24 protein-coding genes and 1 tRNA gene are annotated in these 26269 nt (G+C 68.0%); 2 read left to right on the top strand and 23 right to left on the bottom strand.

Translation table 11 applies throughout. The features are described from left to right. Window positions 1-61 precede the first annotated feature (61 nt). The 10 genes from AADV74_RS04270 to dusB form a co-directional block, all read right to left on the bottom strand. Window positions 62-134, bottom strand: a tRNA-Asn gene (locus AADV74_RS04270). Between the two features lie 60 nt (window positions 135-194). After that, window positions 195-1196 carry a D-isomer specific 2-hydroxyacid dehydrogenase family protein gene (locus tag AADV74_RS04265; protein ID WP_342112150.1) on the bottom strand — a complete coding sequence of 334 codons (1002 nt, stop codon included), beginning with the start codon at window positions 1194-1196 and terminating at the stop codon, window positions 195-197. Window positions 1197-1199: 3 nt separating this feature from the next. After that, window positions 1200-2042, bottom strand: coding sequence for an ABC transporter ATP-binding protein (locus AADV74_RS04260; protein WP_342112148.1), 843 nt, complete (start codon window positions 2040-2042; stop codon window positions 1200-1202). A 4-nt stretch (window positions 2043-2046) separates the two neighbouring features. Further along, on the bottom strand, window positions 2047-3735 hold the full coding sequence (locus tag AADV74_RS04255) for an ABC transporter ATP-binding protein (RefSeq protein ID WP_342112146.1): 1689 nt from the start codon (window positions 3733-3735) through the stop codon (window positions 2047-2049). Continuing rightward, entirely contained in the window at window positions 3732-4820 is a 1089-nt protein-coding gene (locus tag AADV74_RS04250; RefSeq protein ID WP_342112145.1) for an ABC transporter permease, read from the bottom strand. Before AADV74_RS04250 ends, AADV74_RS04255 begins: the two co-directional genes overlap by 4 nt. Window positions 4821-4822: 2 nt before the next feature. Continuing rightward, window positions 4823-5908, bottom strand: coding sequence for an ABC transporter permease (locus AADV74_RS04245; protein WP_342112143.1), 1086 nt, complete (start codon window positions 5906-5908; stop codon window positions 4823-4825). A 96-nt stretch (window positions 5909-6004) separates the two neighbouring features. Beyond that, a complete protein-coding gene (locus AADV74_RS04240) occupies window positions 6005-7642 on the bottom strand; it encodes an ABC transporter substrate-binding protein (protein ID WP_342112141.1) in 1638 nt (545 codons plus the stop codon). Window positions 7643-7840: 198 nt separating this feature from the next. Continuing rightward, window positions 7841-9718: a DNA primase gene (dnaG, locus tag AADV74_RS04235; RefSeq protein ID WP_342112140.1), complete on the bottom strand. Its 1878-nt coding sequence runs from the start codon at window positions 9716-9718 to the stop codon at window positions 7841-7843. A gap of 103 nt (window positions 9719-9821) precedes the next feature. Beyond that, window positions 9822-11081 carry a deoxyguanosinetriphosphate triphosphohydrolase gene (locus AADV74_RS04230; protein WP_342112138.1) on the bottom strand — a complete coding sequence of 420 codons (1260 nt, stop codon included), beginning with the start codon at window positions 11079-11081 and terminating at the stop codon, window positions 9822-9824. Further along, window positions 11071-12228 carry a tRNA dihydrouridine synthase DusB gene (gene dusB, locus AADV74_RS04225; protein ID WP_342112137.1) on the bottom strand — a complete coding sequence of 386 codons (1158 nt, stop codon included), beginning with the start codon at window positions 12226-12228 and terminating at the stop codon, window positions 11071-11073. The genes AADV74_RS04230 and dusB overlap by 11 nt, the downstream gene beginning before the upstream one ends. Window positions 12229-12278: 50 nt before the next feature. Between dusB and AADV74_RS04220 the strand changes: the two genes are divergently transcribed. Next, a complete protein-coding gene (locus AADV74_RS04220; RefSeq protein WP_342112135.1) occupies window positions 12279-12773 on the top strand; it encodes an aminoacyl-tRNA deacylase in 495 nt (164 codons plus the stop codon). Between the two features lie 83 nt (window positions 12774-12856). On the opposite strand, the gene AADV74_RS04215 is transcribed toward AADV74_RS04220, so the two are convergent. From AADV74_RS04215 to recO, 4 genes are all read right to left on the bottom strand, one after another. Beyond that, on the bottom strand, window positions 12857-12979 hold the full coding sequence (locus AADV74_RS04215; protein WP_342112133.1) for a hypothetical protein: 123 nt from the start codon (window positions 12977-12979) through the stop codon (window positions 12857-12859). Then, complete coding sequence (locus tag AADV74_RS04210; protein WP_342113096.1) at window positions 12976-13641, bottom strand: DsbA family oxidoreductase; 666 nt, start codon at window positions 13639-13641, stop codon at window positions 12976-12978. The genes AADV74_RS04215 and AADV74_RS04210 overlap by 4 nt, the downstream gene beginning before the upstream one ends. A gap of 184 nt (window positions 13642-13825) precedes the next feature. Beyond that, window positions 13826-14644 carry an isoprenyl transferase gene (locus AADV74_RS04205; RefSeq protein ID WP_342112131.1) on the bottom strand — a complete coding sequence of 273 codons (819 nt, stop codon included), beginning with the start codon at window positions 14642-14644 and terminating at the stop codon, window positions 13826-13828. Then, on the bottom strand, window positions 14641-15372 hold the full coding sequence (recO, locus tag AADV74_RS04200; protein WP_342112129.1) for a DNA repair protein RecO: 732 nt from the start codon (window positions 15370-15372) through the stop codon (window positions 14641-14643). Before recO ends, AADV74_RS04205 begins: the two co-directional genes overlap by 4 nt. A 70-nt stretch (window positions 15373-15442) precedes the next feature. On the opposite strand from recO, the gene AADV74_RS04195 reads away from it, so the two are divergent. Next, entirely contained in the window at window positions 15443-16102 is a 660-nt protein-coding gene (locus AADV74_RS04195; protein ID WP_342112127.1) for a trimeric intracellular cation channel family protein, read from the top strand. Window positions 16103-16219: 117 nt separating this feature from the next. Here AADV74_RS04195 and leuA read toward each other — a convergent pair whose 3' ends face one another. The 9 genes from leuA to AADV74_RS04150 all read right to left on the bottom strand — a co-directional run bounded on the left by leuA (window position 16220) and on the right by AADV74_RS04150 (window position 26232). Further along, window positions 16220-17989, bottom strand: coding sequence for a 2-isopropylmalate synthase (leuA, locus tag AADV74_RS04190; protein WP_342112126.1), 1770 nt, complete (start codon window positions 17987-17989; stop codon window positions 16220-16222). A gap of 288 nt (window positions 17990-18277) precedes the next feature. After that, on the bottom strand, window positions 18278-19690 hold the full coding sequence (locus tag AADV74_RS04185) for an FtsX-like permease family protein (protein ID WP_342112124.1): 1413 nt from the start codon (window positions 19688-19690) through the stop codon (window positions 18278-18280). After that, the gene (locus tag AADV74_RS04180; RefSeq protein WP_342112122.1) at window positions 19687-20448 is read right to left on the bottom strand and encodes an ABC transporter ATP-binding protein; all 762 of its coding nucleotides are present in this window, start codon (window positions 20446-20448) and stop codon (window positions 19687-19689) included. The genes AADV74_RS04185 and AADV74_RS04180 overlap by 4 nt, the downstream gene beginning before the upstream one ends. A gap of 147 nt (window positions 20449-20595) precedes the next feature. Continuing rightward, the gene (locus tag AADV74_RS04175) at window positions 20596-21264 is read right to left on the bottom strand and encodes a response regulator (RefSeq protein WP_342112120.1); all 669 of its coding nucleotides are present in this window, start codon (window positions 21262-21264) and stop codon (window positions 20596-20598) included. Next, complete coding sequence (locus AADV74_RS04170) at window positions 21261-22523, bottom strand: sensor histidine kinase (RefSeq protein WP_342112118.1); 1263 nt, start codon at window positions 22521-22523, stop codon at window positions 21261-21263. Before AADV74_RS04170 ends, AADV74_RS04175 begins: the two co-directional genes overlap by 4 nt. Further along, window positions 22523-23422, bottom strand: a complete 900-nt coding sequence (gene era, locus AADV74_RS04165; RefSeq protein WP_342112116.1) for a GTPase Era — start codon at window positions 23420-23422, stop codon at window positions 22523-22525. Before era ends, AADV74_RS04170 begins: the two co-directional genes overlap by 1 nt. Further along, complete coding sequence (locus tag AADV74_RS04160) at window positions 23409-24728, bottom strand: hemolysin family protein (protein ID WP_342112115.1); 1320 nt, start codon at window positions 24726-24728, stop codon at window positions 23409-23411. The genes era and AADV74_RS04160 overlap by 14 nt, the downstream gene beginning before the upstream one ends. A 4-nt stretch (window positions 24729-24732) precedes the next feature. Then, window positions 24733-25194, bottom strand: coding sequence for an rRNA maturation RNase YbeY (ybeY, locus tag AADV74_RS04155; protein ID WP_056162498.1), 462 nt, complete (start codon window positions 25192-25194; stop codon window positions 24733-24735). Window positions 25195-25215: 21 nt separating this feature from the next. Further along, on the bottom strand, window positions 25216-26232 hold the full coding sequence (locus AADV74_RS04150) for a PhoH family protein (protein ID WP_342113095.1): 1017 nt from the start codon (window positions 26230-26232) through the stop codon (window positions 25216-25218). Window positions 26233-26269 lie beyond the last annotated feature (37 nt).

The raw sequence follows: 26269 nt of genomic DNA, 5'->3' as shown, positions 1-26269 counted from the left end.
GGGTGCAGCGTATCCGGACAAAGAAAAAGGACCGGAGGGGTGGAGCCCTTCCGGTCCTTCGCTCCCCGACTTGGACTCGAACCAAGAACCTACCGGTTAACAGCCGATTGCTCTGCCAATTGAGCTATCGAGGATCAGCACTTTCGCGCCTCATCTACTTTATCAAAAGTTCGGCCACAACAAAATCGAGCAGGTCAGTAGCCGACCTCGGGGTCGACCACTCCGACGAAGTCGCCGGCGCCGAGGAGGGCCTCGACATTGTGGCGGATTCGTTCCGCCAGCAGGGGCGCGGTCATCTCGGGGGTGTCGGCCATGTGCGGGGTGATGATGACGTTCTCAGCGCTCCAGAGCGGGTGCGCGTCAGGAAGCGGTTCGGGGTCGGTCACGTCGACGGCTGCCCCGGCGATCGTGCCGTCATTCAGCGCCGTGACCAGCGCGTCGGTGTCGACGAGACCGCCGCGGGCGATGTTGACGAGGTAGCTCGCGTCCTGCATGAGCTCGAACTCGGGGGCACCGAACATGTGCCTGGTTCCGCCTGTGAGAGCCGCCGCGATGACCACGAGATCGGCGCGCGGAAGTACCCGGTGGAGGTCGTCGACGCCGACGGTCTCGGCGGCGCCGGGCACGGCATCCGCTCGCCGTCTGACGATGGTGATGCGCGGCGCGAAGGGCTCGAGGAGGCGGATGAGCTCGATCGCGATGCCGCCGGCGCCGATGATGACGACCTCACGGCCGTAGAGGGAGACACCTCGTGGCTCGGAGTCCCACGAGGTGGCACGGATTCGGCGTGGCAGGAACCGCATGAGGGCGAGCGAGAGCGCCAGGGCATGCTCGGCGACGGGCTGCGCGTACGCCCCCTTCGCACTGGTCCAGAGCAAGTTCTCGCGGGAGTGCTCGCGGATGCCGTCGGAGAACGCGTCGACCCCGGCGAAGGGCAACTGCACCCACTCGACCTGCGGATTGGCGTCGAGCACGGCGCCGAGTTCGGCGGCCCGGGCATACGACAGCCACACGATGCCGCGGGTGTCGGGCCCGAGCGGTGCGGTCGTGCCCCCGGCATCCGTCACCGCCTTCTCGAAGACCGCACTGCTGCGCGGGAGGAGCGCGATGCTGCCGGCGCTGGGACGGTGGTGTCGAGTGCCGTCGTCGCTGTCGGGAGCCAGCACGGCGTGGTGGATCGGCGCGTTCTCGGCCATCGCTCAGTCCTGCTCGCCGACGCCGGACGGGCCGACGAGTTCGGAGGCCAGGCGTTCGACGTACGGGTGCAGCGGATTGGCGAGCACGTCGTCGATGGAGCCGTAGCCCACCAGCACGCCGTCCTTCAGCACGGCGATGCGATCGGCGATGCGCCGGAGCACGGCGAGATCGTGGCTGATGACGAGAGCGGAGAACGCACTGTGCTTCTGCAACTCGCGGATGAGGTCGATGATCGAGTGGCGCACGAGGGCGTCGATGGCCGCCGTCGGCTCGTCGGCGATGAGCAGTGCGGGGTCGAGCACGAGCGCTCGGGCGATGGCGAGGCGTTGACGCTGGCCGGCGCTCAGCTCGTACGGATAGCGCGGAATCACGCTGAGCGGCAGGCGCACCGCGTCGACCATCGTGACGACGCGGGCCTCGAGGGCCTTGCGGTTGTAGTGCCTGTCGCGCAGCAGGATGGGCTCGGCAACGATCTCCGCGACGGTGAAGTTCGGCGGCAGGTTCTCTGAGGCGTCCTGAGCCACGTAGCCGACCTCGAACATCAGGCGGTCGGCATCGCGACGGCGGAGCCTCCGGAGCGACTCCCCGAAGACCTCGGCGTCGCCCCCGGTGATCACGGGATGCACGTCGCCGCGCGCGGCCTCGAGGAACTGTCCCGCCAGGACACGGGCGATCGTGCTCTTACCGGAGCCGCTCTCGCCGAGGAGTCCGAGCACCTCACCCGGCTGCACCCGCAGGTCGAGCCCCCGCACCGCCACGAAGGCGGGCGAGGGCCCGTGTGCCGGGTACTCGATCGTCAGATCACTCGTGAGGATCGGATAGCCGTGCTGTGCGTTGCCCACCATGCTTCTACTCTGCCTCCCGCAGGGCGTGCAGCGCATCCCTTCTGAGCGCTTGCTCAGCCGGGTCGGGCACAGGAAGGGAGGCGAGGAGTCGCTGGGTGTACGGATGCTGCGGAGCTCCGAGCACCTCGGCTCCGGTGCCCTCCTCGACGAGCTTGCCCTTGTACAGCACGGCGATGCGGTCGGCGAGGAGGTCGACGACTGCCAGGTCGTGGCTGATGAACAGCGCCGCGAAGCCGAACTCCCGCTGGAGCTCGGCGAACAGCTCGAGCACGCGCGCCTGCACCGAGACGTCGAGCGCGCTGGTCGGCTCGTCGGCGATGAGCAGCTTCGGTTCGAGGGCGAGGGCACGGGCGAGGCTGGCGCGCTGACGCTGGCCGCCCGAGAGCTCGTGGGGGTAGCGGTCGCCGTAGCTGCGCGGCAGCTGTACTGCCTCGAGCAGGTCGTCGACCCGACCGCGCGCTGCGCCCGGGCTCGACGACCGGCCGTGGATGACCAGCGGCTCGGCGACGCACTCGGCGATGGTCAGCAGCGGGTTGAAGCTCGACGCCGGGTCCTGGAACACGAAGCCGATGTGGCTGCGGGTCTTCTTGAAGTCGCGCTCGCGCACGCCGTTCATCTCGTGGTCCAACACCGAGAGCGAGCCGCCGGTCACCCGGGTCAGGCCGCCGATGGCACGGCCGATCGTGGTCTTGCCCGATCCGCTCTCCCCCACGAGACCGAGAACCTCTCCGGCACGGATGTCGAAGCTCACGCCGTCGACGGCCACGAAGCCGGCGCGTCCGAAGCGTCCGGGGTACTCGATGCGCAGGTCCTGGGCCACGACGACGGGCGCGTTGCTCGACCAGTCCGTGGTGCGGGCGCTCGCGCGGTCGGCAGCCGTCAGCGTTCCCTGTCCCACGTGGGGAACGGAGGCGAGCAGGCGTTGCGTGTACGGATCCTTCGGCGAGGAGAACAGCGTGGCGACATCCGCCTCCTCGACGACCTCGCCCTGGTACATGACGGCGACGCGGTCCGCCAGGTCGGCCACCACGCCCATGTTGTGGGTGATGAGCACGATGGCGGCGCCGAACTCGTCACGGCAGCGGCGCAGGAGGTCGAGGATCTCGGCCTGCACCGTCACGTCGAGGGCCGTCGTCGGCTCGTCGGCGACGATGAGACCCGCGTCGAGCACGAGCGCCATGGCGATGACGACGCGCTGCTTCTGCCCGCCCGAGAACTGGTGCGGGTAGTAGTCGACGCGCTTCTCGGGCTCGGGGATGCCGACCCTGCGCAGGATGTCGATGGCCTGCTCGCGCCCGGCCTTCTTCGACACCTTCCCGTGGGCGCGAAGCCCCTCGATGATCTGCCAGCCGACGGTGAACACCGGGTTCAGCGCGGTCGATGGCTCCTGGAAGACCATCGCCACATCGGTTCCGCGCACACGGCGCAGCTCCTTCTTCGAGAGGGTGACGACATCCGTCGACGACAAACCGTCCTTACTGCTCAGGATGACGGCACCACTCACCGTGGCGGTCTCGGGCAGGAGGCCCAGGATGGTCTTCGCGGTGACGGTCTTGCCCGAGCCGCTCTCGCCGACGATGGCGAGTACCTCGCCGGGGCCGACGGACAGGCTGACGTCGGAGACGGCTTTGACGGCGCCGGCGTCGGTGGCGAAGGAGATGCCCAGCTTCTCGATGGAGACGACGTTCGTCATGGTCGGACCTCGATTCCGTGCTCGTCGAATGTTTCCCCGTCCTCCAGGCCGGCGAGTCCGCCGGGGCCGGCTGTCAGGGTGCCGCCGGGGACGACGGAGGTCTCGGCGACGGTTCCGGATGCCTTAGCCACGGCACGGCGACCGCGCAGGCGCGGGTCGGCCAAGTCGTTCAGGCTCTCGCCCACCAGAGTGATGCCGAGGACGGTGAGAACGATGGCGAGGCCCGGGAAGAGGGCCGTCCACCAGATTCCGCTGGTCACGTCGGAGATGGCCTTGTTGAGGTCGTAGCCCCACTCGGCGGCGGCCGTCGGCTCGATGCCGAAGCCGATGAATCCGAGGCCCGCCAGGGTGAGCACGGCCTCAGAGGAGTTGAGCGTGATGAGCAGCGGCAGCGAGCGTGTGGCATTCCGCAGCACGTGCCGGAACATCACGCGCGCGTTGCTGGCGCCGAGCACGCGCGCTGACTCGACATAGGCCTCAGCCTTGATGCGAACGGTCTCGGCTCGGATCACGCGGAAGTACTGCGGGATGTAGACCACGGTGATCGAGAGGGCAGCCGCCAGGATGCCGCCCCAGAGGCTGGATCTGCCTCCGGAGATCACGATCGAGAGCACGATGGCGAGGAGCAGCGAGGGGAACGCGTAGATCGCGTCGCACACCACGACGAGGAGCCTGTCGGGCCAGCCACCGAAGTAGCCGGACACCAGGCCGAGGAGAACGCCGATGAAGATGGAGGCCACCACCGCGAGCACGATCACGAGGATCGCCGTCTGCGCACCCCAGATCACACGGGAGAACACGTCGTAGCCGCCGACCGTGGTGCCGAGCAGGTGCTCGGCCGACGGCGCCTGCTGGGCACCGAAGGCGACGCCGTCGGCGCGGAGCTGGTTGTACCTGTACGGCGCGAGCAGCGGCGCGAAGATCGCCGTCAGGACGAAGACGGCCATGAGAACGAGGCCGGTCACGAGCATTCCGCGCTGCAGCCCGACGCTCTGGCGCAGCTGGTGCACGACGGGGAGACGCTGCCAGAGGTTGGGCTTGTGCGGCGCCGCTGTGGGGGCCACGGACGGGGTGATGGTCGTCATGGTCAGTACCTCACTCGCGGGTCGACGACGGCGGCTATGACATCGACGATGAAGTTCGTCAGCGCCACGATCACGGCCAGCAGGACGACGATGCCCTGCACCGCCACGTAGTCGCGGGCCTTGATGAACTCGATCAGCATGAATCCGAGGCCCTTCCACTCGAATGTCGTCTCGGTGAGCACCGCTCCGCCGAGCAGCAGGGCGATCTGGAGGCCGATCACGGTGATGATCGGGATGAGCGCCGGACGGTAGGCGTGCTTGCGCACGAGGCGGAACTCACTGACTCCGCGGGAGCGCGCCGCGTCGACGTAGTCGGTCGAGAGGGTGCCGATCACATTGGTGCGCACCAGCCGGAGGAAGACACCGGCGGTGAGCAGGCCGAGCGCGATCGCCGGCAGGACCGCGTGCGCGAGCACGTCGGCGAGGACCTCGGGGTTGCCGGTCTGGATCGCGTCGATCGTGTAGAAGCCGGTCTTGTTCGAGAGGAACTCCATCTCGAGCTCTGCTGAGGTCGAGGCGCGCCCGGCGATCGGCAGCCAGCCGAGCCAGACCGAGAAGACGAGCTTGAGGAGCAGGCCGGAGAAGAACACCGGGGTCGCGTAGAACAGGATCGCCATGATGCGGAAGACGGCATCCGGATACTTGTCCCGGAAGTACGCCGCGACCATGCCGAGCGGGATTCCGATGACGAAGGCGACGAGCAGGCTGTAGAAGGCCAGCTCGAAGGTGGCGGGGCCGTAGGTGAAGAGCACCTCGGTCACGGGCCGGTTCGTCGAGATGGTCGTGCCGAAGTTGCCCGTGAACACCTGTCCGAGGTACTCGAGGTACTGCACGAACAGCGGCCGGTCGTAGCCGGCGGCCTGGATGCGCTCGGCCAGCTGCTCGGGTCCGAGGCGGCCACCGAGTGCTGCGGTGATGGGATCGCCCGTCGTGCGCATGAGCACGAAGACCAGGGTGACCAGGATGAAGATTGTCGGGATGATCAGCAGGAACCGCACCAGCAGATAACTGCCGAGGCTTCCTCCTGCCGAGCGTCTGCGAGCATTCGGCGTCTTCGTCGCCTCGGGCGTCAGTGCCACTGTGGTCATGCGTACCTCACGTTTTGTTGCAGAAGAGTGGGGACGACCCGCTTGCGCGGGCCGCCCCCGGTTTTTCACGCTGGAGAAACTCTAGCCGTGGAGCTCTCAGCCCTTGGCGAGAGCGCCGTAGCGGAACTTGAACGACGCGTCGAGCGTGTCCTCGGTTCCGGTGACGTCGGTTCCGACGACGGCGACCTGAGCACCCTGGAGCAGCGGGATGGTCGACAGCTGGGCCGCGACCTTGTCCTGGATCTCCTCGATGACCTTGGTGCGCTCGGCGGGGTCGGTGGTCGTGGCCTGCTTGAGGATCAGGTCGTTGACCTCCTTGTCGTCGTAGTGGTTGCCGAGGAAGTTCTCCGTGAGGAAGAACGGCGTCAAGTAGTTGTCGGCGTCCGAGTAGTCGGGGAACCAGCCGAGCTGGTACTCCGGGTACACGTCGGTGGTGCGGTCCTTCGAGTACTGCACCCACTCGGTGGTCTGCAGGTTCACCGTGAAGAGTCCGCTCGACTCGAGCTGGTCCTTGACCAGTGCATACTCGTCACCCGACGAAGGACCGTAGTGGTCGTTCGAGTACTGCAGGTTGAGCACGACGGGCTCCGTGATGCCGGCAGCCGTGAGGGTCGCCTTCGCCTTGTCGGCATCCGGTGCACCCTGTCCGTCGCCGTAGAGGCCCTTCAGGGACTCGGTGGCACCGGTCAGACCGGCGGGAACGTAGGAGTACAGCGGGGTGTAGGTGCCCTTGTAGACCTGGTCGGCGATCTCGTCGCGATCGACGAGGTCGGCGACGGCCTGGCGCACGGCGAGAGCCTTGGCCGGGTCGGCCTCGGGGGTCTTGGCACCGAAGGCCTGGGTGTCGAAGTTGAAGACGATGTAGCGGATCTCCCCACCGGGACCGTCGACGACCTTCACCTTGTCGTTGCCGCGGAGGCTGTCGATGTCGGTGGCCGAGAGGCTGCGGAACGCGACGTCGATCTCGCCCTCCTGCACGGCGAGCTTCAGGTTCGAGGCGTCGGCGTAGTACTTGACGTTCACGGTGCCGGTCTTGGCCGGCTCGAGTACGCCGTCGTAGTCGGCGTTCGCCTTGTACTGGATGAGGTTGTTGAAGTCGTAGCTCGAGATCGAGTACTGACCGGCGAACGCCTTGCCCTTGACGATGTCGTCGTCGGAGGTGAGCGCATCGGCCGAGAAGACGTCCTCGTCCACGATCGGGCCGGCGGGGCTCGAGAGGATCTGCGGGAAGACCTGGTCGTTGGCCGACTTGAGGTGGAAGACGACGGTGGTGTCGTCGACGGCGTCGGTGGACTCGAGGTTGTAGAGCAGCGACGACGGGCCGTTCTCGTCGGCGATCTTCAGCTGGCGGTCGAACGTGAACTTCACGTCGGATGCCGTGAGCTCGTTGCCGTTGGCGAAGGTGAGGCCGGGCTTGAGCTTGACCGTGTACTCGGTCGGGGCCGTGAACTCGGCGGACTCGGCGATGTCGGGCTCGACATCGGGGCTGCCGTACGGCGTGTTCATGAGGAAGGGGAACACCTGGTTCATGACGGCGAAGGAGCCGTTGTCGTACGAGCCCGCCGGGTCGAGGACCGTGATCTTGTCGGTCGTGCCGATGGTGAGCGTTCCACTGGAGCCGGAGTCCTTGTCGGACCCGCCGCCTGCGGCACAGCCGGAGAGCGCGAGCGCAGCAGCGGTGAAGCCCGCGGCGACGATGATGGCGCGCTTGCCGGTCTTGGATGCGGATGTCATATCCGTCTACCTCTTCCTGTCGATGTGTGATGCGCGATGCACGCAGAGATGTACCCCGGATGAATCACGCGTACACCTAGAAGTAACACACGCGTGTTTCACGAATGTGTTTCAGGGCACCTTCTGCGCCCAAAGGTTACAGAGCTGCAATCATGTTGCGTCGATGGTCGACCGCGCGACGGATGGTGCGCGTCGAGGTCATTCCTCGCGCAGAGCCCGTCGTTCGGCCTCGAGTTGCACCAGGCCGCGCTGGAGTGCGGTGTAGGTCTCGCGGTCGGTCGCATCGGTGCGCTGGAGGCGCCCGAGAAGCTCGCTCTTGCGGCGCAGCAGGTCGCGGTCGATCAGCGACAGCGCCACTCCCCGCGCATATCCGGCGAGTTCGCGCTCGCTGCGCTCGGGGATGGGGGCGACGGCCAGCTGCTGCACGAAGTCGCGCAATGGTTCCGGTACCTCGGTGACGACGCGGCCGAGCCAGTCGGGCTGCTCGATGGTGTCGACGGTGGAGGCTATGCCGTCGCGCACGACGCCGAGCGACGCGTTCGAGAATCCGGTCTGCGTAGCCCGTCGAATGAGATCGACGCCGACGAGGGTCGGATGCTGCAGCATGGCCATGACGGCGTCGCGCTCGAGGCGCGTGGCGGGGTCGCCGGGCAACTCGGTGATCGAGTACGGACGCTGCTCGACGACGGGAGCCGTCTCGCCCTCGCGGAGCGGTGCTGCGGCGGGTTCGCGGATCTCGCGGCGCCCACGGGCGGCCGGTCCCGAGGACGCGCCGGAGACGGCTCGCTGCACGTCGCCGAGCTCAGCTCCGAGCATGCGGGCGAGCTCGCGGGTGTACCCGGGGCGCAGGGCCGCGTCGCGGATGTCGGCGACGACCGGGGCGGCCGCCCGCAGGCCGGCGGCGCGACCCTCGACGGTCTCGAGGTCGTATTGGGCGAGCTGGTTCTTGATGACGAACTCGAACATCGGACGCTTCTCGTCGACGAGACGGCGCACGGCGTCATCACCGCGGTGGATGCGCAGGTCGCACGGGTCGAGGCCGTCGGGTGCGACGGCCACGTAGGTCTGCGCCGCGAAACGCTGCTCCTCGGAGAACGCGCGCATGGCGGCCTTCTGGCCCGCGGCATCCGGATCGAAGGTGAAGATGACCTCTCCCCCTACGGAGTCGTCGCCGAGCACACGGCGCACGACCTTGATGTGGTCGACTCCGAACGCCGTGCCACAGGTGGCGACCGCCGTCGTGACGCCGGCGAGATGACAGGCCATGACGTCGGTGTAGCCCTCGACCACGACGATCTGGCGGGCTCGGGAGATGTCGCGCTTGGCGAGGTCGAGCCCGTAGAGCACCTGGGCCTTATGGTAGACGGGAGTCTCGGGGGTGTTGAGGTACTTGGGGCCGGGGTCGTCGTCGAGCAGCTTGCGGGCGCCGAAGCCCACTGTCTGGCCGGTGATGTCGCGGATGGGCCAGACCAGCCGGCCGCGGAAGCGATCGTAGATGCCCCGATCGCCGCTGGAGACGAGTCCTGCTGCGGCGAGCTCGTCGTCCTTGTAGCCGCGACTGCGCAGGTGCTTGGTCAGCTCGTCCCAGCTCTTGGGGGCGAAGCCAACGCCGAAGTGGGCGGCGGCGTTGGCGTCGAAGCCGCGCTCGCCCAGGAAGCGCCGACCGGGTTCCGCTCCGCCCGTGCGCAGCTGGTCGACGAAGAACTCGGCCGCCGCGGAGTTCGCGGCGAGGAGGCGGGCGCGGTTCCCCTGATCGGGAGTCGCGCCGCCGTCCTCGTAGTGCAGCTCGAAGCCGATGCGGGCAGCGAGACGCTCGATGGCGTCGGCGAAGGTGACGTGGTCCATGCGCTGCAGGAACGAGATGACGTCGCCGGATTCGCCGCATCCGAAGCAGTGGTAGAAACCGACCTGCGGACGCACGTGGAAACTGGGGCTGCGCTCGTCATGGAACGGGCAGAGGCCCTTCATCGAGCCGACGCCGGCCGACTTCAGCGAGACGTAGTCGCCCACGACGTCGGCGATGTTGGTACGGGACTTGACCTCATCGATGTCTCCTTGACGGATGCGGCCGGCCATCCCTCAATCCTACGGGCGGGCGGCGCGGCATCCGTCCCCCAGCTCGGGGTTGGGGATGCACGCTGCGGGCGGCACCTGGGGTGCTGTGCAGCCCGCGGCCGGCTCAGTTCTGCACGAGCCGCTCGTACCAGGCGAGGGCCGACTGGTCGGTGAGGCTCGCGACCTGATCGACGATGACGCGCTTGCGTGCCGCGTCGTCGGATGCCGCCTGCCAATCGCCCGCAAACCCCACGTCGAGGAGCTCGTCGCCGGCCTGCCACAGCACGTCGGCGAGGGACTTCAGCACCTGACGCTGCTGCTTGTAGATGGGCTGACGGGTGTTCTTCGACATCACGAAGGCGGCGACGATGCCCTTGAGCACGGCGATCTCGGTCTTGACCGAGCGCGGTACGACGACATCAGCGCCGAAGCGGGCCAGCACGGCCTGCGGGGCGGCCTGCCGGGTCGCCTCGGTCGCGGCATGGGCGAAACGGCCGATGAGTTCGCTGGTGAGGTTCTTCAGACGCGCCTGGTCGCGGCGGGTGCCGTCCCAGGTGTCGATCCAGAGCGGGATCTCCTCGAGACGATCGAAGGCGCCCATGAGCTCGTCGTGGCTGTACTCGCCGCCGATCCATTCGTACATGGAGTCGACGAGTGCGTCGTGTTCCGAGCGACTGGCGAGGGCCGGGATGTCGATGAAGCCGTTCACCACGGCGTCCTCGAAGTCGTGCACCGAGTAGGCGATGTCGTCGGAGAGGTCCATGACCTGCGCCTCGATGCAGAGGCGCCTGTCGGGGGCGTCGGCTCGCAACCAGGTGAAGACGTCGATGTCGTCGCTGTAGAAGCCGAACTTGTGGCGGCCGCTGGGGTCGGTGACGCTGGTCTCCTCCGGCCACGGGTACTTGCAACTCGCGTCCAGACTGGCGCGCGTGAGGTTGAGGCCGTAGCTGCGGCCGTCGTCGCCGAACACCTTGGGCTCGAGACGACTGAGCAGGCGCAGGGTCTGCGCGTTGCCCTCGAAGCCGCCGATGTCGCGGGCCCAGGAGTTGAGCGCGCGCTCGCCGTTGTGTCCGAAGGGCGGGTGGCCGAGGTCGTGGGCGAGGCAGGCCGTGTCGACGACGTCGGGGTCGAGCGACAGGCTGGTGGCGAGCTCGCGGCCCACCTGGGCGACCTCGAGCGAGTGCGTGAGCCTGTTGCGGGCGAAGTCGAGGCCGGCAGTGGGGCTCAGGACCTGGGTCTTGGCGGCGAGCCGGCGAAGGGCGCTCGAGTGCAGCAGACGGGCGCGGTCGCGGGCGAAGTCGCTGCGACGCGTCGAGTGGTCTTCGGGCAGCCAGCGCTCGGCGTCTCGCACGCCGTAGTCGCCGGTGCCCGGCTCAGCCGCCACTCGTGTCCAGTTCGGCGTCGTTGAGCGTGGTGCGCTCGGCGCCGGCGAGTTCCCGCGAGTCGAGCCAGCCCTGCGGCAGCGACGGGCTCTTCGGGGTGCCCGCACGACCGCGCGGTCCCTCGGCACCCTCGCCCGGGTACGGCTGGTCCCAGTCGAGTGTTCCGAGCAGATCGTCCAGCATCTGCAGGGACTCCACCGTGGCCATGCGCGCACGCAGCTCGCCTCCGACGGGGTAGCCCTTGAAGTACCAGGCGACATGCTTGCGGATGTCGCGGCAGCCGCGGTCCTCGTCTTCGAAGAAGTCGACGAGCAGCTCGGCGTGCCGGCGGAAGGTCTCGGCGACCTGGCCGAGCGTGGGCTGGAACGACACGGACTCGCCGCGGAAGGCCGCCGCGAGATCACCGAAGAGCCACGGCCGACCGAGGCATCCGCGGCCCACGACGACACCGTCGCAGCCGGTCTCGCGCACCATGCGGAGAGCGTCATCGGCGGACCAGATGTCGCCGTTGCCGAGCACCGGGGTGCCGGTGATGGTGTTCTTCAGCTTCTCGATGGCCGACCAGTCCGCGTGGCCCGAGTAGAACTCGGCGGCGGTGCGTGCGTGCAGAGCGATGGACGCGACACCGGCTCCCTCGGCGGCCCGGGCGGCCTCGAGGTAGGTGAGGTGGTCGGAGTCGATGCCCTTGCGCATCTTGATGGTGAGCGGGACGTCGCCGGCCGCCTTCACGGCGCCCTCGACGATCTGGCGGAACAGCCCGAGCTTCCAGGGCAGCGCCGCTCCCCCGCCCTTGCGCGTGACCTTGGGCACGGGGCAGCCGAAATTCAGGTCGATGTGGTCGGCGCGATCCTCGGCGACGAGCATGGTGACAGCCTCGGAGACTGTCTTGGGGTCGACGCCGTACAGCTGGATGGAGCGGGTGGTCTCGCTCTCGTGGTGCGTGATGAGTCGCATCGACTCTGGGGTGCGCTCGACGAGCGCGCGGCTCGTGATCATCTCGCTGACGTAGAGGCCGGCGCCGAACTCGCGGCAGAGGCGGCGGAACGCCGTGTTGGTGATGCCCGCCATCGGTGCGAGCACGACGGGGACGTCGAGTTCGAGCGGCCCGATCTTCAAGGGCGCCTGCGTGAGAGTGGTTGTGGAAGACATGTGGCTCTATTCTCCCAGATGACGACTGCTTCTCGAACTGCGGGGTACTGATGGGTGAAGAGATCCGATTCGACGGCCTCGAGGGAACGGCACGGGTGTCGGCGGATGCCGCTGCTCGAGGACTCGCCATCGAGATCATCGAGCGTCCTGCTGCGGCGAGCCTCACCGAGGCTGCAGAGCTGATGGGCATCAGGCCGCTCGACATCGTGAAGACCTTGGTGGTCAAGCGCAGCGACGACACCTACGTGTTCGCGTTGGTTCCCGGCGGGCGGAAGATCTCCTGGCCGAAGCTGCGCGCCCTGCTCGGGGTCAACAAGCTGCAGATGCCGGATGCCGACCGCGCATTGGCGGCGACGGGCTACGAGCGCGGCACCATCACGCCGCTGGGCTCGCGTCACGAGTGGCCGGTGGTCGCCGACGTCTCGATCGTCGGCGCGCGCGTGGCGATGGGCGCCGGAGCGCACGGTCACAGTGCCTTCGTCGACGCCGATGCGTTGATCGCGGCGTACGGCGCGCAGGTCGCGGACATCACCGACCCGGAGTAGCTCGTCTCACGAACGCATCGGCCCACCTTCCGCGCACGGGCCGTGATCGAGCATGGGCCCCTGCGCGGAAGGTGGGCCGAAGGTCAGAAGGAGCAGCTGTCGCCTTCGCAGACTGGAGCCGCGGCATCCGTCGCCAGAGTCAGGAGCAGGGGCTTCATCACAGGGGCGGCGAGCGTCGTGCCTGGAGCAGCCGTGTCGTCGCTCATGCGCCGACCTGCTCGCGCTCGCCGGCGACCTGCTGGATCGCGTGCGTGAAGACCTCGGAGGGCTGTGCGCCCGACACGCCGTACCTGCCGTCGATCACGAAGAACGGGACGCCGTTGATGCCGTAGGCGCGGGCCTGGTCGATGTCGGCCTGCACATCGCCGGCGAAGCTGTCGTTCTCGAGGGCGGCGCGGGCGGCATCGGCGTCGAGGCCGACCTCGACCGCGAAGGCGACCAGGTCGTCGGTGCGGTTCACGTAGCCGCCCTCCTCGAAGTACGCCTTGAGCAGGCGTTCGGTCAGTTCGAGCTGCTTGCCATGAGCCTTCGCGAAGTGCAGCAGCTCGTGGGCCTTGAGGGTCTTCGTGTGCTTGACCTCGTCGAAGTGGTAGTCGAGCCCGGCCTTCGCGGCGATGCCGGTGACGTGCTCGAGCATGGCCTCGACCTGCTCGACGGGCATGCCCTTGGCGTTGGCGAGGTACTCGGTGGTCGAGCCCACGAAGTCGGCCGGGGTGTCTGGCGAGAGTTCGAAGGAGTGGTACTCCACCTCGACGTCGGGGCCGTCGGCTCCGAGAGCCGCGATGCCGCCTTCGAGGTTGCGCTTGCCGATGTAGCACCACGGGCACGCGATGTCGGACCAGATGTCGATCTTGATGGGTTCACTCACCCTGACGGCAACTGGGGAGGCGGCATCCGTATTCCCGGAAGCGGGCTCCGGCAGGTGCGAGTCAGCGGAGTTGGTGGTGGGAATCACGCCGGAGAGTGCGATCGCGGCCTGAATCGACGCTGAACTCCGCTGACTCGCACGGCCCGGCGCGGCCCGGGGCGATGATGGCGGGCTTCGCCCGGCCTCAGGAAGCCGGCGTCGTGGCGGACGGGGCGTCGACGGCTCCGCCGAAACGCCGGTTGCGCGAGGCGTAGAGCTCGATGGCCTTCCAGAGCTCGGTGCGACCGAAATCGGGCCAGAGCGTGTCGAGGAAGACCATCTCCGCATAGGCCGACTGCCACAGCAGGAAGTTCGACGTGCGCTGCTCCCCCGAGCTGCGCACGAACAGGTCGACGTCGGGCATCTCCGGGTTGTAGAGCCGCTTCGCGATGAGCTTCTCCGACACCGCGGACGGACGGATGCGACCGGCGGCCACGTCGTCGGCGATCGAGCGCACGGCATCCGTGATCTCATTGCGTCCGCCGTAGTTGACGCACATGGTCAGCGTGAGCTCGTTGTTGCCGGCAGTCATCTGCTCGGCGAACTGCAACTCCTCGATGACGCTCTTCCACAGCCGCGGCTTGCGACCAGCCCAACGGATGCGGACGCCCCACTCGTTGAGCTGGTCGCGGCGCCGGTGGAGCACGTCCCGGTTGTATCCCATGAGGAAGCGCACCTCCTCGGGCGAGCGCTTCCAGTTCTCTGTGGAGAAGGCGTAGACGCTGAGGTGCTTCACCCCGATCTGCAGGGCGCCAGCGACGACGTCGAGCAGCGCCACCTCGCCCGCCTTGTGGCCCTCGATGCGGGTGAGGCCGCGCTGGTTGGCCCAGCGTCCGTTGCCGTCCATGACGATGGCGACGTGCTCTGGCACAGCCTTCCTCGGCAGCTCGGGCGGGTAGAGGCCGGTCCAGTCGATGGGAACGTAGGGAACGGCATCCTTGTGCGTGTACGGCTTGGGACTCACGAACTCTCCCGGGAGACGTGCGGCAGTGAGCGCAGCCCGCGCTCGAGGTGCCACTGGGCGTAGGCGGCCACGATGCCGCTGGCTTTGGATCTGGTCGACTCGGATGCCGCTTCCGCCGTGGGCCAGTCGCCCTCGACGAGGGCGCCGAGGAGGCCGATCGTCGCGGCATCCACCTTCGGGGCTCCGGGAGGAGCGCAGGAGTCGCAGACGACGCCACCGAGTTGCACGACGATGGAGTGGTGCGGACCGACCGTGGCGCAGCGGGCGCAGTCGGTGAAGGTGGGCGCCCAGCCGGCGACCGACAGGGCGCGCAGCAGGTAGGAGTCGAGGGTGAGCGTCGGCGCGTGCTCCCGGCGGGAGAGTGAACGCAGGGCACCGACCAAAAGGAGGTACTGCTGCAGCGAACCCTCGGACTCCGTGACCCGATCGGCCGTCTCCACCATGACCGAGGCGGCCGTATAGCTGCCGTAGTCGTCGGTGATGAGGGTGCCGTAGGAACCGAGCGACTCGGCCTGGGTGATCACGTCGAGGGTGCGACCCTCCCAGAGCTGCACGTCGGCGACCATGAACGGTTCGAGCCTGGCGCCGAACTTCGAGGCCGTGCGTCGCACGCCCTTGGCGACGGCGCGCACTTTGCCGTGCTGACGCGTGAGCATGGTGACGATGCGGTCGGCTTCACCCAGTTTGTGGGTGCGCAGCACGACGGCTTCATCACGGTAGACAGGCACCCATCGATCATCCCACTGCCCCGGCATGACATCGCGCCGGGCGGGCCGAGTCAGTTGATATACATGACGGGTGCACACGGCTCTCTTCATCATCCCCCTCTGGCTCGACCTGACTGCAGTCGCAATCGGAGCCATCCAGGGAGCGATGTTCTCGGGCCGCCTGAAGGAACACCGCATCGACCTGCTCGGCGTCACGATCATCGGCGTTGTCGTCGGCCTCGGCGGTGGTCTGCTGCGCGACCTGCTGCTGAACGTTCCCCTCGCCCTCATCCAGAACAACTGGTACCTCATCGTCGCGACAGTCGCCGCGATCATCGGCATGCTGCTCCAGCGCGCATTCGCACGCCTCAACCCCCTGATCATCGCGCTCGACGCGGTCACGATCGGCCTGTTCGGCGCGATCGGGACAACGAAGGCACTCTCGTTCGGGGTGCCCGTCGTGCCCGCGGTCTTCGTCGGCGTCGTGGCGGCCGTCGGCGGATCGATCCTGCGCGACATGATGCTGAACCTCCCGATCGCGCTCATGCACGTCGGGTCGCTCTACGCCGTGGCGGCCGGGGCTGGCACGATCCTGCTGGTCGCGCTCGCCGCGGCCGAGATCGACATCACCATCGCCGGGATCGCCTGCGTGGCGGTGACGACGCTCATCCGCCTGCTGGCTGTGCGATTCGGCTGGAGCCTGCCGGAGCAGCGCGCCATCGGCAGCTGGATGCGGTGGCGGCGGGGGTAGCTCCAACCGATCGCTGAGGCCCGGACGGAGTCCGCGGTCGAAGCGCTGCGAGGAGCGCTTCGACCGCGCGCTGCGCGCGGGCCTCAGCGAGCGGAGAGCTCAGGTGCGCTTCGCGGCTCAGACCGCCGACGTTCCGACGAGGTCGCCCTGACGCACTCGGATGGCGCGGTTCACGGCCGAGATGACGGCCTTGAGGCTGGCGGTCGAGATGTCACCGTCGATACCGACACCCCAGAGCGTGACGCCCTCGACGACGCATTCGACGTACGCCGCTGCGTGGGCGTTGCCGCCGGAGCCGAGCGCGTGCTCCGAGTAGTCGAGAACGCGCACGTCGGCGCCGTTGCGGCGCAGCACGTCGAGGAAGGCGTCGACGGGACCGTTGCCGTTGCCCTCGATGGTGACGCGCTCGTCGCCGTCGCGCAGCCCGACGGTGAGCGCGACGGAGCCGTCGAGCTCGCTCGCCGAGCGCACCGACAGCAGCTCGAAGCGCCCCCACTTCTCCTCGGGGTGATCGGCGGGCGCCGGCAGGTACTCGTCGCGGAAGGCACGCCAGATGTCGTCGCTAGACACCTCGCCGCCCTCGGCATCCGTCTTCGTCTGGACGACACCGCTGAACTCGATCTGCAGGCGACGCGGCAGGTCGAGCGCGTGGTCGTTCTTCAGCAGGTAGGCGACGCCGCCCTTGCCCGACTGCGAGTTGACACGGATGACGGCCTCGTAGGTGCGGCCCAGGTCCTTCGGGTCGACGGGCAGGTAGGGAACGGCCCACTTCAGCTGGTCGACCGTGACACCGCGCTCGGCGGCATCAGCCTCCATCGCCTCGAAGCCCTTCTTGATGGCGTCCTGGTGCGATCCGCTGAATGCCGTGTAGACGAGGTCGCCTGCCCAGGGGCTGCGCTCGTGCACGGGCAGCTGGTTGCAGTACTCGGCTGTGCGCTTGACCTCGTCGAGGTCGGAGAAGTCGATCTGCGGGTCGATGCCCTGCGTGAACAGGTTGATGCCGAGCGCGACCAGGTCGACGTTGCCCGTGCGCTCTCCGTTGCCGAAGAGGCAGCCCTCGATGCGATCGGCTCCGGCCAGGTAGCCGAGCTCGGCGGCGGCGATGGCCGTGCCGCGGTCATTGTGCGGGTGCAGCGAGAGCAGCACGTTCTCACGGTGGTTGAGGCGGCGGCTCATCCACTCGATGGAGTCTGCGTAGATGTTGGGGCTGGCCATCTCGACCGTCGACGGCAGGTTGATGATGACCTTGCGCTCAGGCGTCGGCTCGAAGACGTCGAGCACCTGGTTGCAGATGTCGAGGGCGAACTCGAGCTCCGTGCCCGTATAGCTCTCGGGCGAGTACTCGTAGTAGACCGTCGTGCCCGGAACCAGCGACTCCATCTGCCTGCAGAGGCGCGCGCCGTTCAGGGCGATGTCGATGATGCCCTGCTTGTCGGTGCGGAACACGACGTCTCGCTGCAGGATGCTGGTCGAGTTGTAGAGGTGCACGATGGCCTGCTTGGCGCCGGCGATCGACTCGTAAGTGCGACGGATGAGGTGCTCACGCGCCTGCGTCAGCACCTGGATGGTGACGTCATCGGGGATCGCGTTCTCCTCGATGAGGCTGCGCACGAAGTCGAAGTCGGTCTGGCTGGCGCTCGGGAAACCCACCTCGATCTCCTTGTAGCCCATGCCGACCAGCAGGTCGAACATGACGCGCTTGCGCTCGGGGCTCATCGGATCGATGAGGGCCTGGTTGCCGTCGCGGAGATCGACCGCGCACCAGCGCGGGGCCTTCTCGACGCGCTTGCTCGGCCAGGTTCGATCGGGCAGTTCGACGCGGAACTGTTCGTGATAGGCGGTGTAGCGGTGGACCGGCATGCTGGATGCGGTCTGGGTGTTCTTCATGGTCTTCTCGATCTCTTCGCGATGGGTGTCAGCCGACGACGAACTCCGCGACGAGGGAGGCCTGAGTTAGGACTCGTCGCGGCAGCTAAGAAGAAGGAAGCCGTGGAACACATCTTCAGGTTAGCATCCGAGTCGTCTGTGTGACGGATGCTTCGTCGCTATCGCAACGCTGCCGTGACCTCGGCTGCGCCTCGAGCCGTGCATGAGCCCGACGTGAGGCAGGGGCGGCTTCAGCGCCGCCCCTGCCCGTCCCGACCGGTGGCCCCCCAACGGTCGAGCTCATTCGCCTCAGTCGACCGCCAGGGCGACGACGGGCGAGACCGTGGTGGCCCGACGGGCCGGGGCGACGGATGCCGCCAGCGTGAGCACGATGCCCGCGAGCACGGTGATGCCGATGATCGCCCATGGGAGCGACGGCGCGGCGATGCCGTGGACGATCGAGCCCAGCATCGACTGAGCCGCGGCCCAGCCGTAGAAGACGCCGAGCACAACACCGAGGCCGATGGCTGCGACGGTCATCTGAGCGCTCTCGGCGACGATCATCGAGCGCACCTGACGACCTGTGAAGCCGAGGGCACGCAGGAGGCCGAGTTCGCGGGTCCGCTGAAGCACGCTGAGCGAGAGGTTGTTGATCATGCCGATGGCTGCGATGACGGCCGAGAAACCGACCAGGCCTGTGAAGATCGCGGTCGTGACGGTGAGGGTCTGGTCGATCGCTGCCAGGGCCATCGGGTCGTCGGCGAACTGGGTGACGATCATGTCGCGATAGCTCTGCATGGCTACGGCGAACATCGTGACCAGTGTCACGCCGATCACGAGACCGATGGTGGCGCGCGAGGAACGGTCGGGGAAGCGCACGGCGTTCTCGGCCGCGAGTCGCGCTGGAGGACGCGACCCCAGCATCCGCCCGACCAGGGTCAGGACCGGCGGCATGATGATGTGCGCGCCGACGATGATGCCCGTGAAGGAGAACACTCCCCCGAAGAACGCGATGATCAGGCCGAAGACCGAGACGAGGCCGACGATCACTCCCAGTGCCACCAGGCCGAGGCCGATGACGAACAGGACGATCGCGGCGACATTGCGGCCGGTTCGCCTCACGGCCTCCTCGCGGGTGGCCTCGACGGAGGCACCGGTGGCGGCCAGCGGGGTCACCGCTGTCACCTTGCGGGAGCCGACCCAGGCGGCCGCCCACGTGGTCATGGCGACGACACCGACGGGCAGCAGAATCACCGGGTCGAGGAAGAAGTACTCCAACTCGGGGAGCCAGCCCTGTGCCATGCCGATCACGACGGTGACCACTGCGATCAGGACCCCGAGGGCGAGGCCGAGCACGGAGCCGAGCAGGCCGACGATGAGGCCCTCTGTCGCGACACTGCGTCGCACCGTCTTCGCCTGCGCGCCGATGAGGCGGAGCAGCGCGATCTCGCGCACGCGGCCGGCGATGATCGTCGAGAAGGTGTTCGCTGTGACGATGGCGCCGACGTAGACCGCGATCAGGGTGAAGACCGACGTGACGACGGTGAGGATGGCGCGCACAGTGGTCGATCCCTCGGTCATGCCCGAGGAGTCGACGACAGTGGTGATGAGCCCGGTCGCCTCGAGGAGGACGACACCGAAGGTGGCGCTCAACGATGCGACGACGATGCTGGAGACGTGGTCGCGCGGGCGACCGGTCAGGCGGGCGGCGTTGGCACTCATGCCGCTGCCTCCATCCCGAGCATGATGCGCGAGATCTCCTCGGCCGAGGCGCCGGGGCGGTCATCGACGACGCGGCCGTCCGCGAGGAACAGGATGCGGTCGGCGTGACTGGCGGCCAGAGGATCGTGGGTGACCATCGCGATGCTCTGGCCGTACTCGCGGGCGGCCGTGGCGAGGAGGGTGAGCACCTCACGGCCGGTGCGGGAGTCGAGGCTGCCCGTCGGCTCGTCGGCGAAGACCAGGTCGGGCCTCGTGGCGAGGGCACGCGCGATGGCAACGCGCTGCTGCTGGCCCCCTGACAGCTCGTGCGGACGGTGGGTGAGACGCGACTGCAGTCCCAGCGACTCGTAGAGCCGCTCGATCCACTCCTTCTCGTCTGCCGTCGGGCGGCGCCCGTCGAGTTCGAATGGCAGCATGACGTTGGCCCGCACGTCGAGAGTCGGCACGAGGTTGAACGACTGGAAGACGAAACCGACCCGGCGACGGCGCAGCAGGGTGAGCTGGCTGTCGCCGAGCTGCGAGATCTCGGTGTCGCCGAGCCACACCTCGCCGGAGGTCGGCGAGTCGAGGCCGGCCATGAGGTGCATGAGGGTCGACTTGCCCGACCCGCTGGGGCCCATGATGGCGGTGAACTCTCCGCGACGGATGCCGATGGACACGTCGTCGAGGGCTGTGACTGTGCCGGCTCCCGAGCCGAAGGACTTGCTGAGGCGTGCGACGCGGGCGACGAGCCCGAGGTCTGAGGTCTGGATCTGCATGTCTCCGACGCTACGGACGCGGAGAGGGCGGCGAATCAGGCGCAGGGAGCATCCGGTGTACATCGGAAGGATGATGTTCGTCGGGTCGGGTGCGCTTCGAACGCGGACTTCGTCCGGTCCTCAGCGAGCGGGTGCAGGAGTGGGGCCTCAGTCGACCAGGGCGTTCTCGTAGGCGTAGACGACCAGCTGCACCCTGTCGCGGAGCGAAAGCTTCGTGAGGATGCGCGAGACGTGGGTCTTCACCGTAGCCTCGCTGAGGAACTCCGCCGCGGCGATCTCGGCGTTGCTCAGTCCCCTCGCCGCGAGGAGGAAGATCTCCCGCTCGCGCGGGGTGAGCTCGGCGAACGCCATCGGCTGGGGAACGGCATCCGGAGCCGCACGGAACTCCTCGAACAACCGTCTGGTGGCGGAGGCCGCGATCACGGCGTTGCCCGCGTGCACCGTGCGGATGGCCGCGAGGAGGAACTCGGGATCGGCGTCCTTGAGGACGAAGCCGCTGGCACCGGCTCTGATGGCGCGAGCAGCGCTCTCGTCGAGGTCGAAGGTCGTGAGCACGATGATGCGCGGGCCGGATCCGGCGGCATCCGCGGCCGCCTGAACGATCTCCGCAGTCGCCTGGATGCCGTCGAGCTCGGGCATGCGGATGTCCATGAGCATGACGTCGGGTCGAGCCGAGACCGCGAGAAGGATCGCCTCGCGTCCGTTCGCCGCCTCGCCCACGAACTCGAGGTCGGGCTGCGATGAGATGAGCATGCGGATGCCGGCGCGGAAGAGGGCCTGGTCATCGACCAGGGCCACGCGGATTCGAGCGGTCACGACGCCACCTCTCGTGCCGGCACCGGGATGCTCGCCTCGACGAGGAAGCGGCTGGGGTCGGTCTCGCTGCGACCGGCCGATAGCGTGCCGCCCGCAAGTGCCGCGCGCTCCTGCATGCCGGGCAGCCCGTGCCCGAAGGAGGCGCCGGCCTGCAGGGCGGCATCCGCTCGCACCACGTTCTGCACTCGGATGCTCAGAGCATCGTCGCGCCAGGCGAGGTCGAGCCTCACCGGGGTGTCGGGCTCGCCGTGGCGCAGGGCGTTCGTGAGGGCCTCCTGCACGATGCGGTAGGCCGCGATCTCGTGTCCGGCGCCGAGCGCGCGGGGCTCGCCCGAGGGAACCACCTCGATCGTCATGCCCGTCGCACGCAGTTGCTCGACGAGCGCGTCGATGTCGTCGAGCCTCGGCTGCGGGGAGTCCGAGCCGTCATGGCGCAGCTCGGCCAGGAGCAGGCGCACATCGCCGAGGGCCGTGCGCGCGGTGCCGGCGATGGTCGCGAGGGCGGCTGATTGCAGGTCTCGGGACTCGGGGCCGACGGATGCCGCATAGCGCGCGCCGTCGGCCTGGGCGATGACGACGGCGAGCGAGTGGGCCACGACGTCGTGCATGTCGCGCGCGATGCGGGTGCGCTCCTGCTCGACGGCGACCTCGTAACGGGAGCGCTCGTCTGCGATGCGCGCCTCGACCCTGGCCGCCCGTGACGCACGCGTCGTGCGCACGAGGGTGCCGAGGGTCCACGACAGGCCCAGCAGCGCGAGCGCTGAGACGCCGAGGAAGAGCACGAGGATGAACGCCCGGGAACCGTCAACCGTCGGCTCGACGATCGTGGGGTCGGCACGCCACTGCGGCTGGAGGAACACGAGGTACACCGTGGCCACCACGGCACCGAGCACGGCCGAGGCGAGACCGAGCCAGCGCACCAACCTGCTTCCGTAGGCCGCCGTCGCATACAGCACGCCGAGAATGGCGATGTCACCGGCACCGGGGTCGCTGACGGTCGCGAGCTGCACGATGGCACCCAGCCATGCGACGGCGAGAGCGAGCCCGGGCGACACGCGTCGGATGGCCAGCGCCAGACAGAGTACGACGAGCGCCACGGTGGAGGCGACACCCTGCGCGTTGTGCACGGTGAAGGCGGGCAGGAACAGGATCACCGCCGCGCTCAGATCGAAGGCGAGGCTGCGGCCGGGCAGCCTGCGGATCAGCCCGTCCCCGGGGGTTCGGCCCGGGAGGACCGGCACCGGGTCGGGGCTCGTCATCAGAAGCCGAGCTTGCCGAGCTGCTTCGGGTCGCGCTGCCACTCCTTGGCCACCTTGACGCGGAGCGACAGGAACACCTTGGAACCGACGAGGGGTTCGATCTGGGCGCGCGCCCGAGTCCCGACATCCGCGAGCCTCGAACCACCCTTGCCGATGATGATGCCCTTCTGGCTGTCGCGTTCGACGAAGAGGTTGGCGTAGATCTCGACGAGGTCCTTGTCCTCCCGCTGCACGATGTCGTCGATGGTGACGGCGATCGAGTGCGGCAGTTCGTCGCTGACGCCTTCGAGGGCCGCCTCGCGGATGAACTCGGCCACGCGGTCCTCGAGGCCTTCGTCGGTGACGGCCTCCTCCGGATAGAGCGGCTGCTCCGAGAGAGGCAGCAGCTTCAGGAGTTCGGCCGTGAGGATGTCGAGCTGCTCGCCGCTCACGGCGGAGAGCGGGATGACGGAATCCCACTCGCGCAGCTCGCTGACCTTGAGAAGCTGGGCCGCCACCTTCTGCTTCGAGGCCACGTCGACCTTGGTGACGATGGCGACCTTCTTGGCGCGGGGAAAGCTGTCGAGCTGCTCGTTGATGAACTTGTCACCGGGACCGATGGGCTCGTCCGCCGGGAAGCACATGCCGATCACGTCGACGTCGCCGAGGGTCGAGGTGACCAGGCTGTTGAGGCGCTCCCCGAGCAGGGTTCGCGGACGGTGGATGCCCGGGGTGTCGACGAGGATCAACTGGCCGTTCGGGCGATGCACGATACCCCGAATGGCACGGCGAGTGGTCTGCGGCTTCGAGCTGGTGATGGCGACCTTCTGGCCGACCAGCGCATTCGTCAGCGTCGACTTGCCCACGTTGGGGCGCCCGACGAACGAGACGAATCCCGCGCGGTAGTCATTCTCGGTCATGGCGTACTCCTTGCTCTGCGGCATCCGGAGCGAACGACGCCTGGACTTCGATGAGCGCCTGATCGCGCTCAACGATCACTGTACTGATGCGCTTGCGCCGACCCTCGCTGCGGTCGGCCGTGAGAACGAGTCCGCTGACGGATGCCACCGACCCGGGAACCGGCAGACGGCCCAACGCCTTGGCCAGCAGGCCCCCGACGGAGTCGACGTCGTCGTCGTCGAGTTCGAGGCCGAATATGTCGCCGAGCTCGTCGACGGGGAGGCGCGCTGCAACACGGTAGCGCTCGTCGCCCAGGTCCTCGATCTCGACGACCTCGCGGTCGTACTCGTCGGAGATGTCGCCCACGAGCTCCTCGATGAGGTCCTCCAGGGTGACGAGACCGGCGATGCCGCCGTACTCGTCGACCACCATGGCGAGGTGATTCGACTCGGTCTGCATCTGGCGCAGCGTGTCGTCGGCCTTCTTCGACTCGGGCACGAAAAGCGCGGGCCGGGCGAGTTCAGCCACGCTGATGCCCTCGGCGTCGATCGGGCGCTCGTGGCTCAACTTGGCCACGTCGCGCAGGTAGAGGATGCCGACGATGTCGTCGACGTCATCGGCCATCACCGGGATGCGGGAGACACCGGTGCTGAGGAAGAGCCCCATGCCCGTGCTGAGGTCGGCCGTGCCGTCTATGGTCACCATGTCTGTGCGCGGGATCATCACCTCGCGGATGACGGTGTCGCCGAAAGCGAAGATCGAGTGGATGAGCTCGCGGTCGTCCTCCTCGAGGACGTCGAGCTCGGTGGCCTCGTCGACCATGCTGAGCAGCTGCTGTTCCGAGGAGAACGTGACGAGTCTCGCCCGCCCGGGAGTGACGCGGTTACCCAGGGCGACGAGAGCGCTGGCGACGGGGCCGAGAACGACGCGGACAAGGTGAACCACGGGCGCCGACAGACGCAGCACCGTCTTCGCGTTGGCGCGTCCCACACTGCGCGGGCTGGAGCCGACGAGCACGAAGGAGATGGCCGTCATGATGAGTGCCGACAGCAGCAGGGCGAGCCAGACGTTCTCGATGGTGAACGCGAACGCCAGGGTCACGAGCACGGCGGCCGTGGTCTCGGACACGATGCGCACGAAGTTGACAGCGTTCACGTGGGCGCCGGTGTCCTCGGCGATGGCGCGCAACGACCGCTCGGATCGCGAGCCCTCGGCGAGCTCGGCGACGTCGGCACGGGACAGCGACGACAGAGCGGAGTCGACAGCGGCCATGAGGCCGCCGAACGCCACGAGGGCGAACGCGGCGATGATGAAGAACCAGATCATGCGATCAGCCGCGGCGCTCCTGCAGGGCGAAGCCGACGAGGATGTCGCGCTGCACGCCGAACATCTCCTTCTCCTCGTCGGGCTCCGCGTGATCGAAGCCCAGGAGGTGCAGGATGCCGTGCGTGGTGAGCAGCTGCAGTTCGTCTGTGAGCCCGTGCCCGGCCGTCTCGGCCTGCGACTGGGCGACCTGCGGGCAGAGCACGATGTCGCCGAGCAGGCCGGCGGGTGCCGGGTTCTCCTCGGTGCCCGGCCGCAGCTCGTCCATCGGGAAGCTGAGCACGTCGGTGGGTCCGGGCTCGTCCATCCACTGCACGTGCAGCTGCTCCATGGCACCCTCGTCGACGAGCACGATGGCGAGGTCGGCATCGGCGTGCACGTGCAGCGCATCGAGGGCGTAGACGGCGAGCCGCTGGAGGGCGACCTCGTCGACCTGGATCGCCGACTCGTTGTTGATCTCGATGCTCACGGTGTTCTCACTCGTCTCGTTCTAGCGGCTCGCGCGCGGCGGCTTGTGGTCTCTGGGGGCTGAGCCGCGGCGTTCGGCCCGGTTCGCGAACTCGGCAGCCTGCTCGCGCTCGAAGCGCTGCGCCTGCTTCTTCTCGTCGAACTCGCTGTATGCGTCGACGATGCGGCCGACCAGGGTGTGACGCACGACGTCGTCGCTGGTGAGGCGGGCGAAGTGGATCTCGTCGATGTCGTCGAGGATGCGGGTGACGATGCGCAGGCCCGACGATCCTGCGGGGAGGTCGACCTGGGTGATGTCGCCGGTGACGACCATCTTCGAGCCGAAGCCGAGGCGGGTGAGGAACATCTTCATCTGCTCGGGCGTGGTGTTCTGCGCCTCGTCGAGGATGACGAAGGAGTCGTTCAGCGTCCGTCCGCGCATGTACGCGAGAGGGGCGACCTCGACGGTGCCCGCGGCCAGCAGCTTGGGAACCAGCTCGGGGTCCATCATCTCGTTGAGGGCGTCGTAGAGCGGGCGCAGGTACGGGTCGATCTTGTCGGTCAGGCTGCCGGGCAGGAAGCCGAGACGCTCTCCAGCCTCGACGGCCGGGCGCGTCAGGATGATCCGGTTGACCTCCTTGCGCTGCAGCGCCTGCACGGCCTTGGCCATCGCGAGGTAGGTCTTCCCTGTTCCGGCCGGGCCGATGCCGAACACGATCGTGTTCTCGTCGATGGCGTCGACGTACTGCTTCTGTCCGAGGGTCTTCGGACGGATGCTGCGTCCGCGGGTCTGCAGGATCGCCTGCCCGAGCAGGTCGGACGGGCTTGACGAGGCGTCGGCGTCGAGGATGCGGGCCGAGGTGGTGACCTCGACCGGGCTGAGGTTCTGACCGTTCCGCACCATCTGCTGCAGCTCCTCGATGAGTCGGCGGACTGCCTCGACGTCATTCGCCGGTCCGCTCAGTGAGATCTCGTTTCCACGCACGTGCACGTTCACGACGGGGTACTGCCGTTCGATGGTGGTGAGCAGGCGGTCCTGCGGGCCGAGCAGGCGCACCATGGCGATGCCGTCGACGTGCAGGTGGGCTTCCCCGAAC

Origin of the sequence: Leifsonia stereocauli, assembly GCF_038432415.1 — a bacterium.
GTDB lineage: Bacteria > Actinomycetota > Actinomycetes > Actinomycetales > Microbacteriaceae > Orlajensenia > Orlajensenia stereocauli.
This window is presented reverse-complemented; position numbering and strand designations above follow the sequence as displayed.

Bases quoted from the DNA above. Each gene is read 5' to 3' on its own strand.
- AADV74_RS04185 (WP_342112124.1), bottom strand. From the start codon at position 19,690: ATGAGTGCCAACGCCGCCCGCCTGACCGGTCGCCCGCGCGACCACGTC.
- dnaG (WP_342112140.1), bottom strand. From the start codon at position 9,718: ATGGCCGGCCGCATCCGTCAAGGAGACATCGATGAGGTCAAGTCCCGT.
- AADV74_RS04180 (WP_342112122.1), bottom strand. From the start codon at position 20,448: ATGCAGATCCAGACCTCAGACCTCGGGCTCGTCGCCCGCGTCGCACGC.
- AADV74_RS04250 (WP_342112145.1), bottom strand. From the start codon at position 4,820: ATGACGACCATCACCCCGTCCGTGGCCCCCACAGCGGCGCCGCACAAG.
- AADV74_RS04220 (WP_342112135.1), top strand. From the start codon at position 12,279: ATGGGTGAAGAGATCCGATTCGACGGCCTCGAGGGAACGGCACGGGTG.
- AADV74_RS04160 (WP_342112115.1), bottom strand. From the start codon at position 24,728: ATGATCTGGTTCTTCATCATCGCCGCGTTCGCCCTCGTGGCGTTCGGC.
- dusB (WP_342112137.1), bottom strand. From the start codon at position 12,228: ATGTCTTCCACAACCACTCTCACGCAGGCGCCCTTGAAGATCGGGCCG.
- era (WP_342112116.1), bottom strand. From the start codon at position 23,422: ATGACCGAGAATGACTACCGCGCGGGATTCGTCTCGTTCGTCGGGCGC.
- AADV74_RS04245 (WP_342112143.1), bottom strand. From the start codon at position 5,908: ATGACCACAGTGGCACTGACGCCCGAGGCGACGAAGACGCCGAATGCT.
- AADV74_RS04260 (WP_342112148.1), bottom strand. From the start codon at position 2,042: ATGGTGGGCAACGCACAGCACGGCTATCCGATCCTCACGAGTGATCTG.
- AADV74_RS04265 (WP_342112150.1), bottom strand. From the start codon at position 1,196: ATGGCCGAGAACGCGCCGATCCACCACGCCGTGCTGGCTCCCGACAGC.
- AADV74_RS04150 (WP_342113095.1), bottom strand. From the start codon at position 26,232: ATGGTGCGCCTGCTCGGCCCGCAGGACCGCCTGCTCACCACCATCGAA.
- AADV74_RS04255 (WP_342112146.1), bottom strand. From the start codon at position 3,735: ATGACGAACGTCGTCTCCATCGAGAAGCTGGGCATCTCCTTCGCCACC.
- AADV74_RS04215 (WP_342112133.1), bottom strand. From the start codon at position 12,979: ATGAGCGACGACACGGCTGCTCCAGGCACGACGCTCGCCGCCCCTGTG.
- AADV74_RS04240 (WP_342112141.1), bottom strand. From the start codon at position 7,642: ATGACATCCGCATCCAAGACCGGCAAGCGCGCCATCATCGTCGCCGCG.
- AADV74_RS04170 (WP_342112118.1), bottom strand. From the start codon at position 22,523: ATGACGAGCCCCGACCCGGTGCCGGTCCTCCCGGGCCGAACCCCCGGG.
- leuA (WP_342112126.1), bottom strand. From the start codon at position 17,989: ATGAAGAACACCCAGACCGCATCCAGCATGCCGGTCCACCGCTACACC.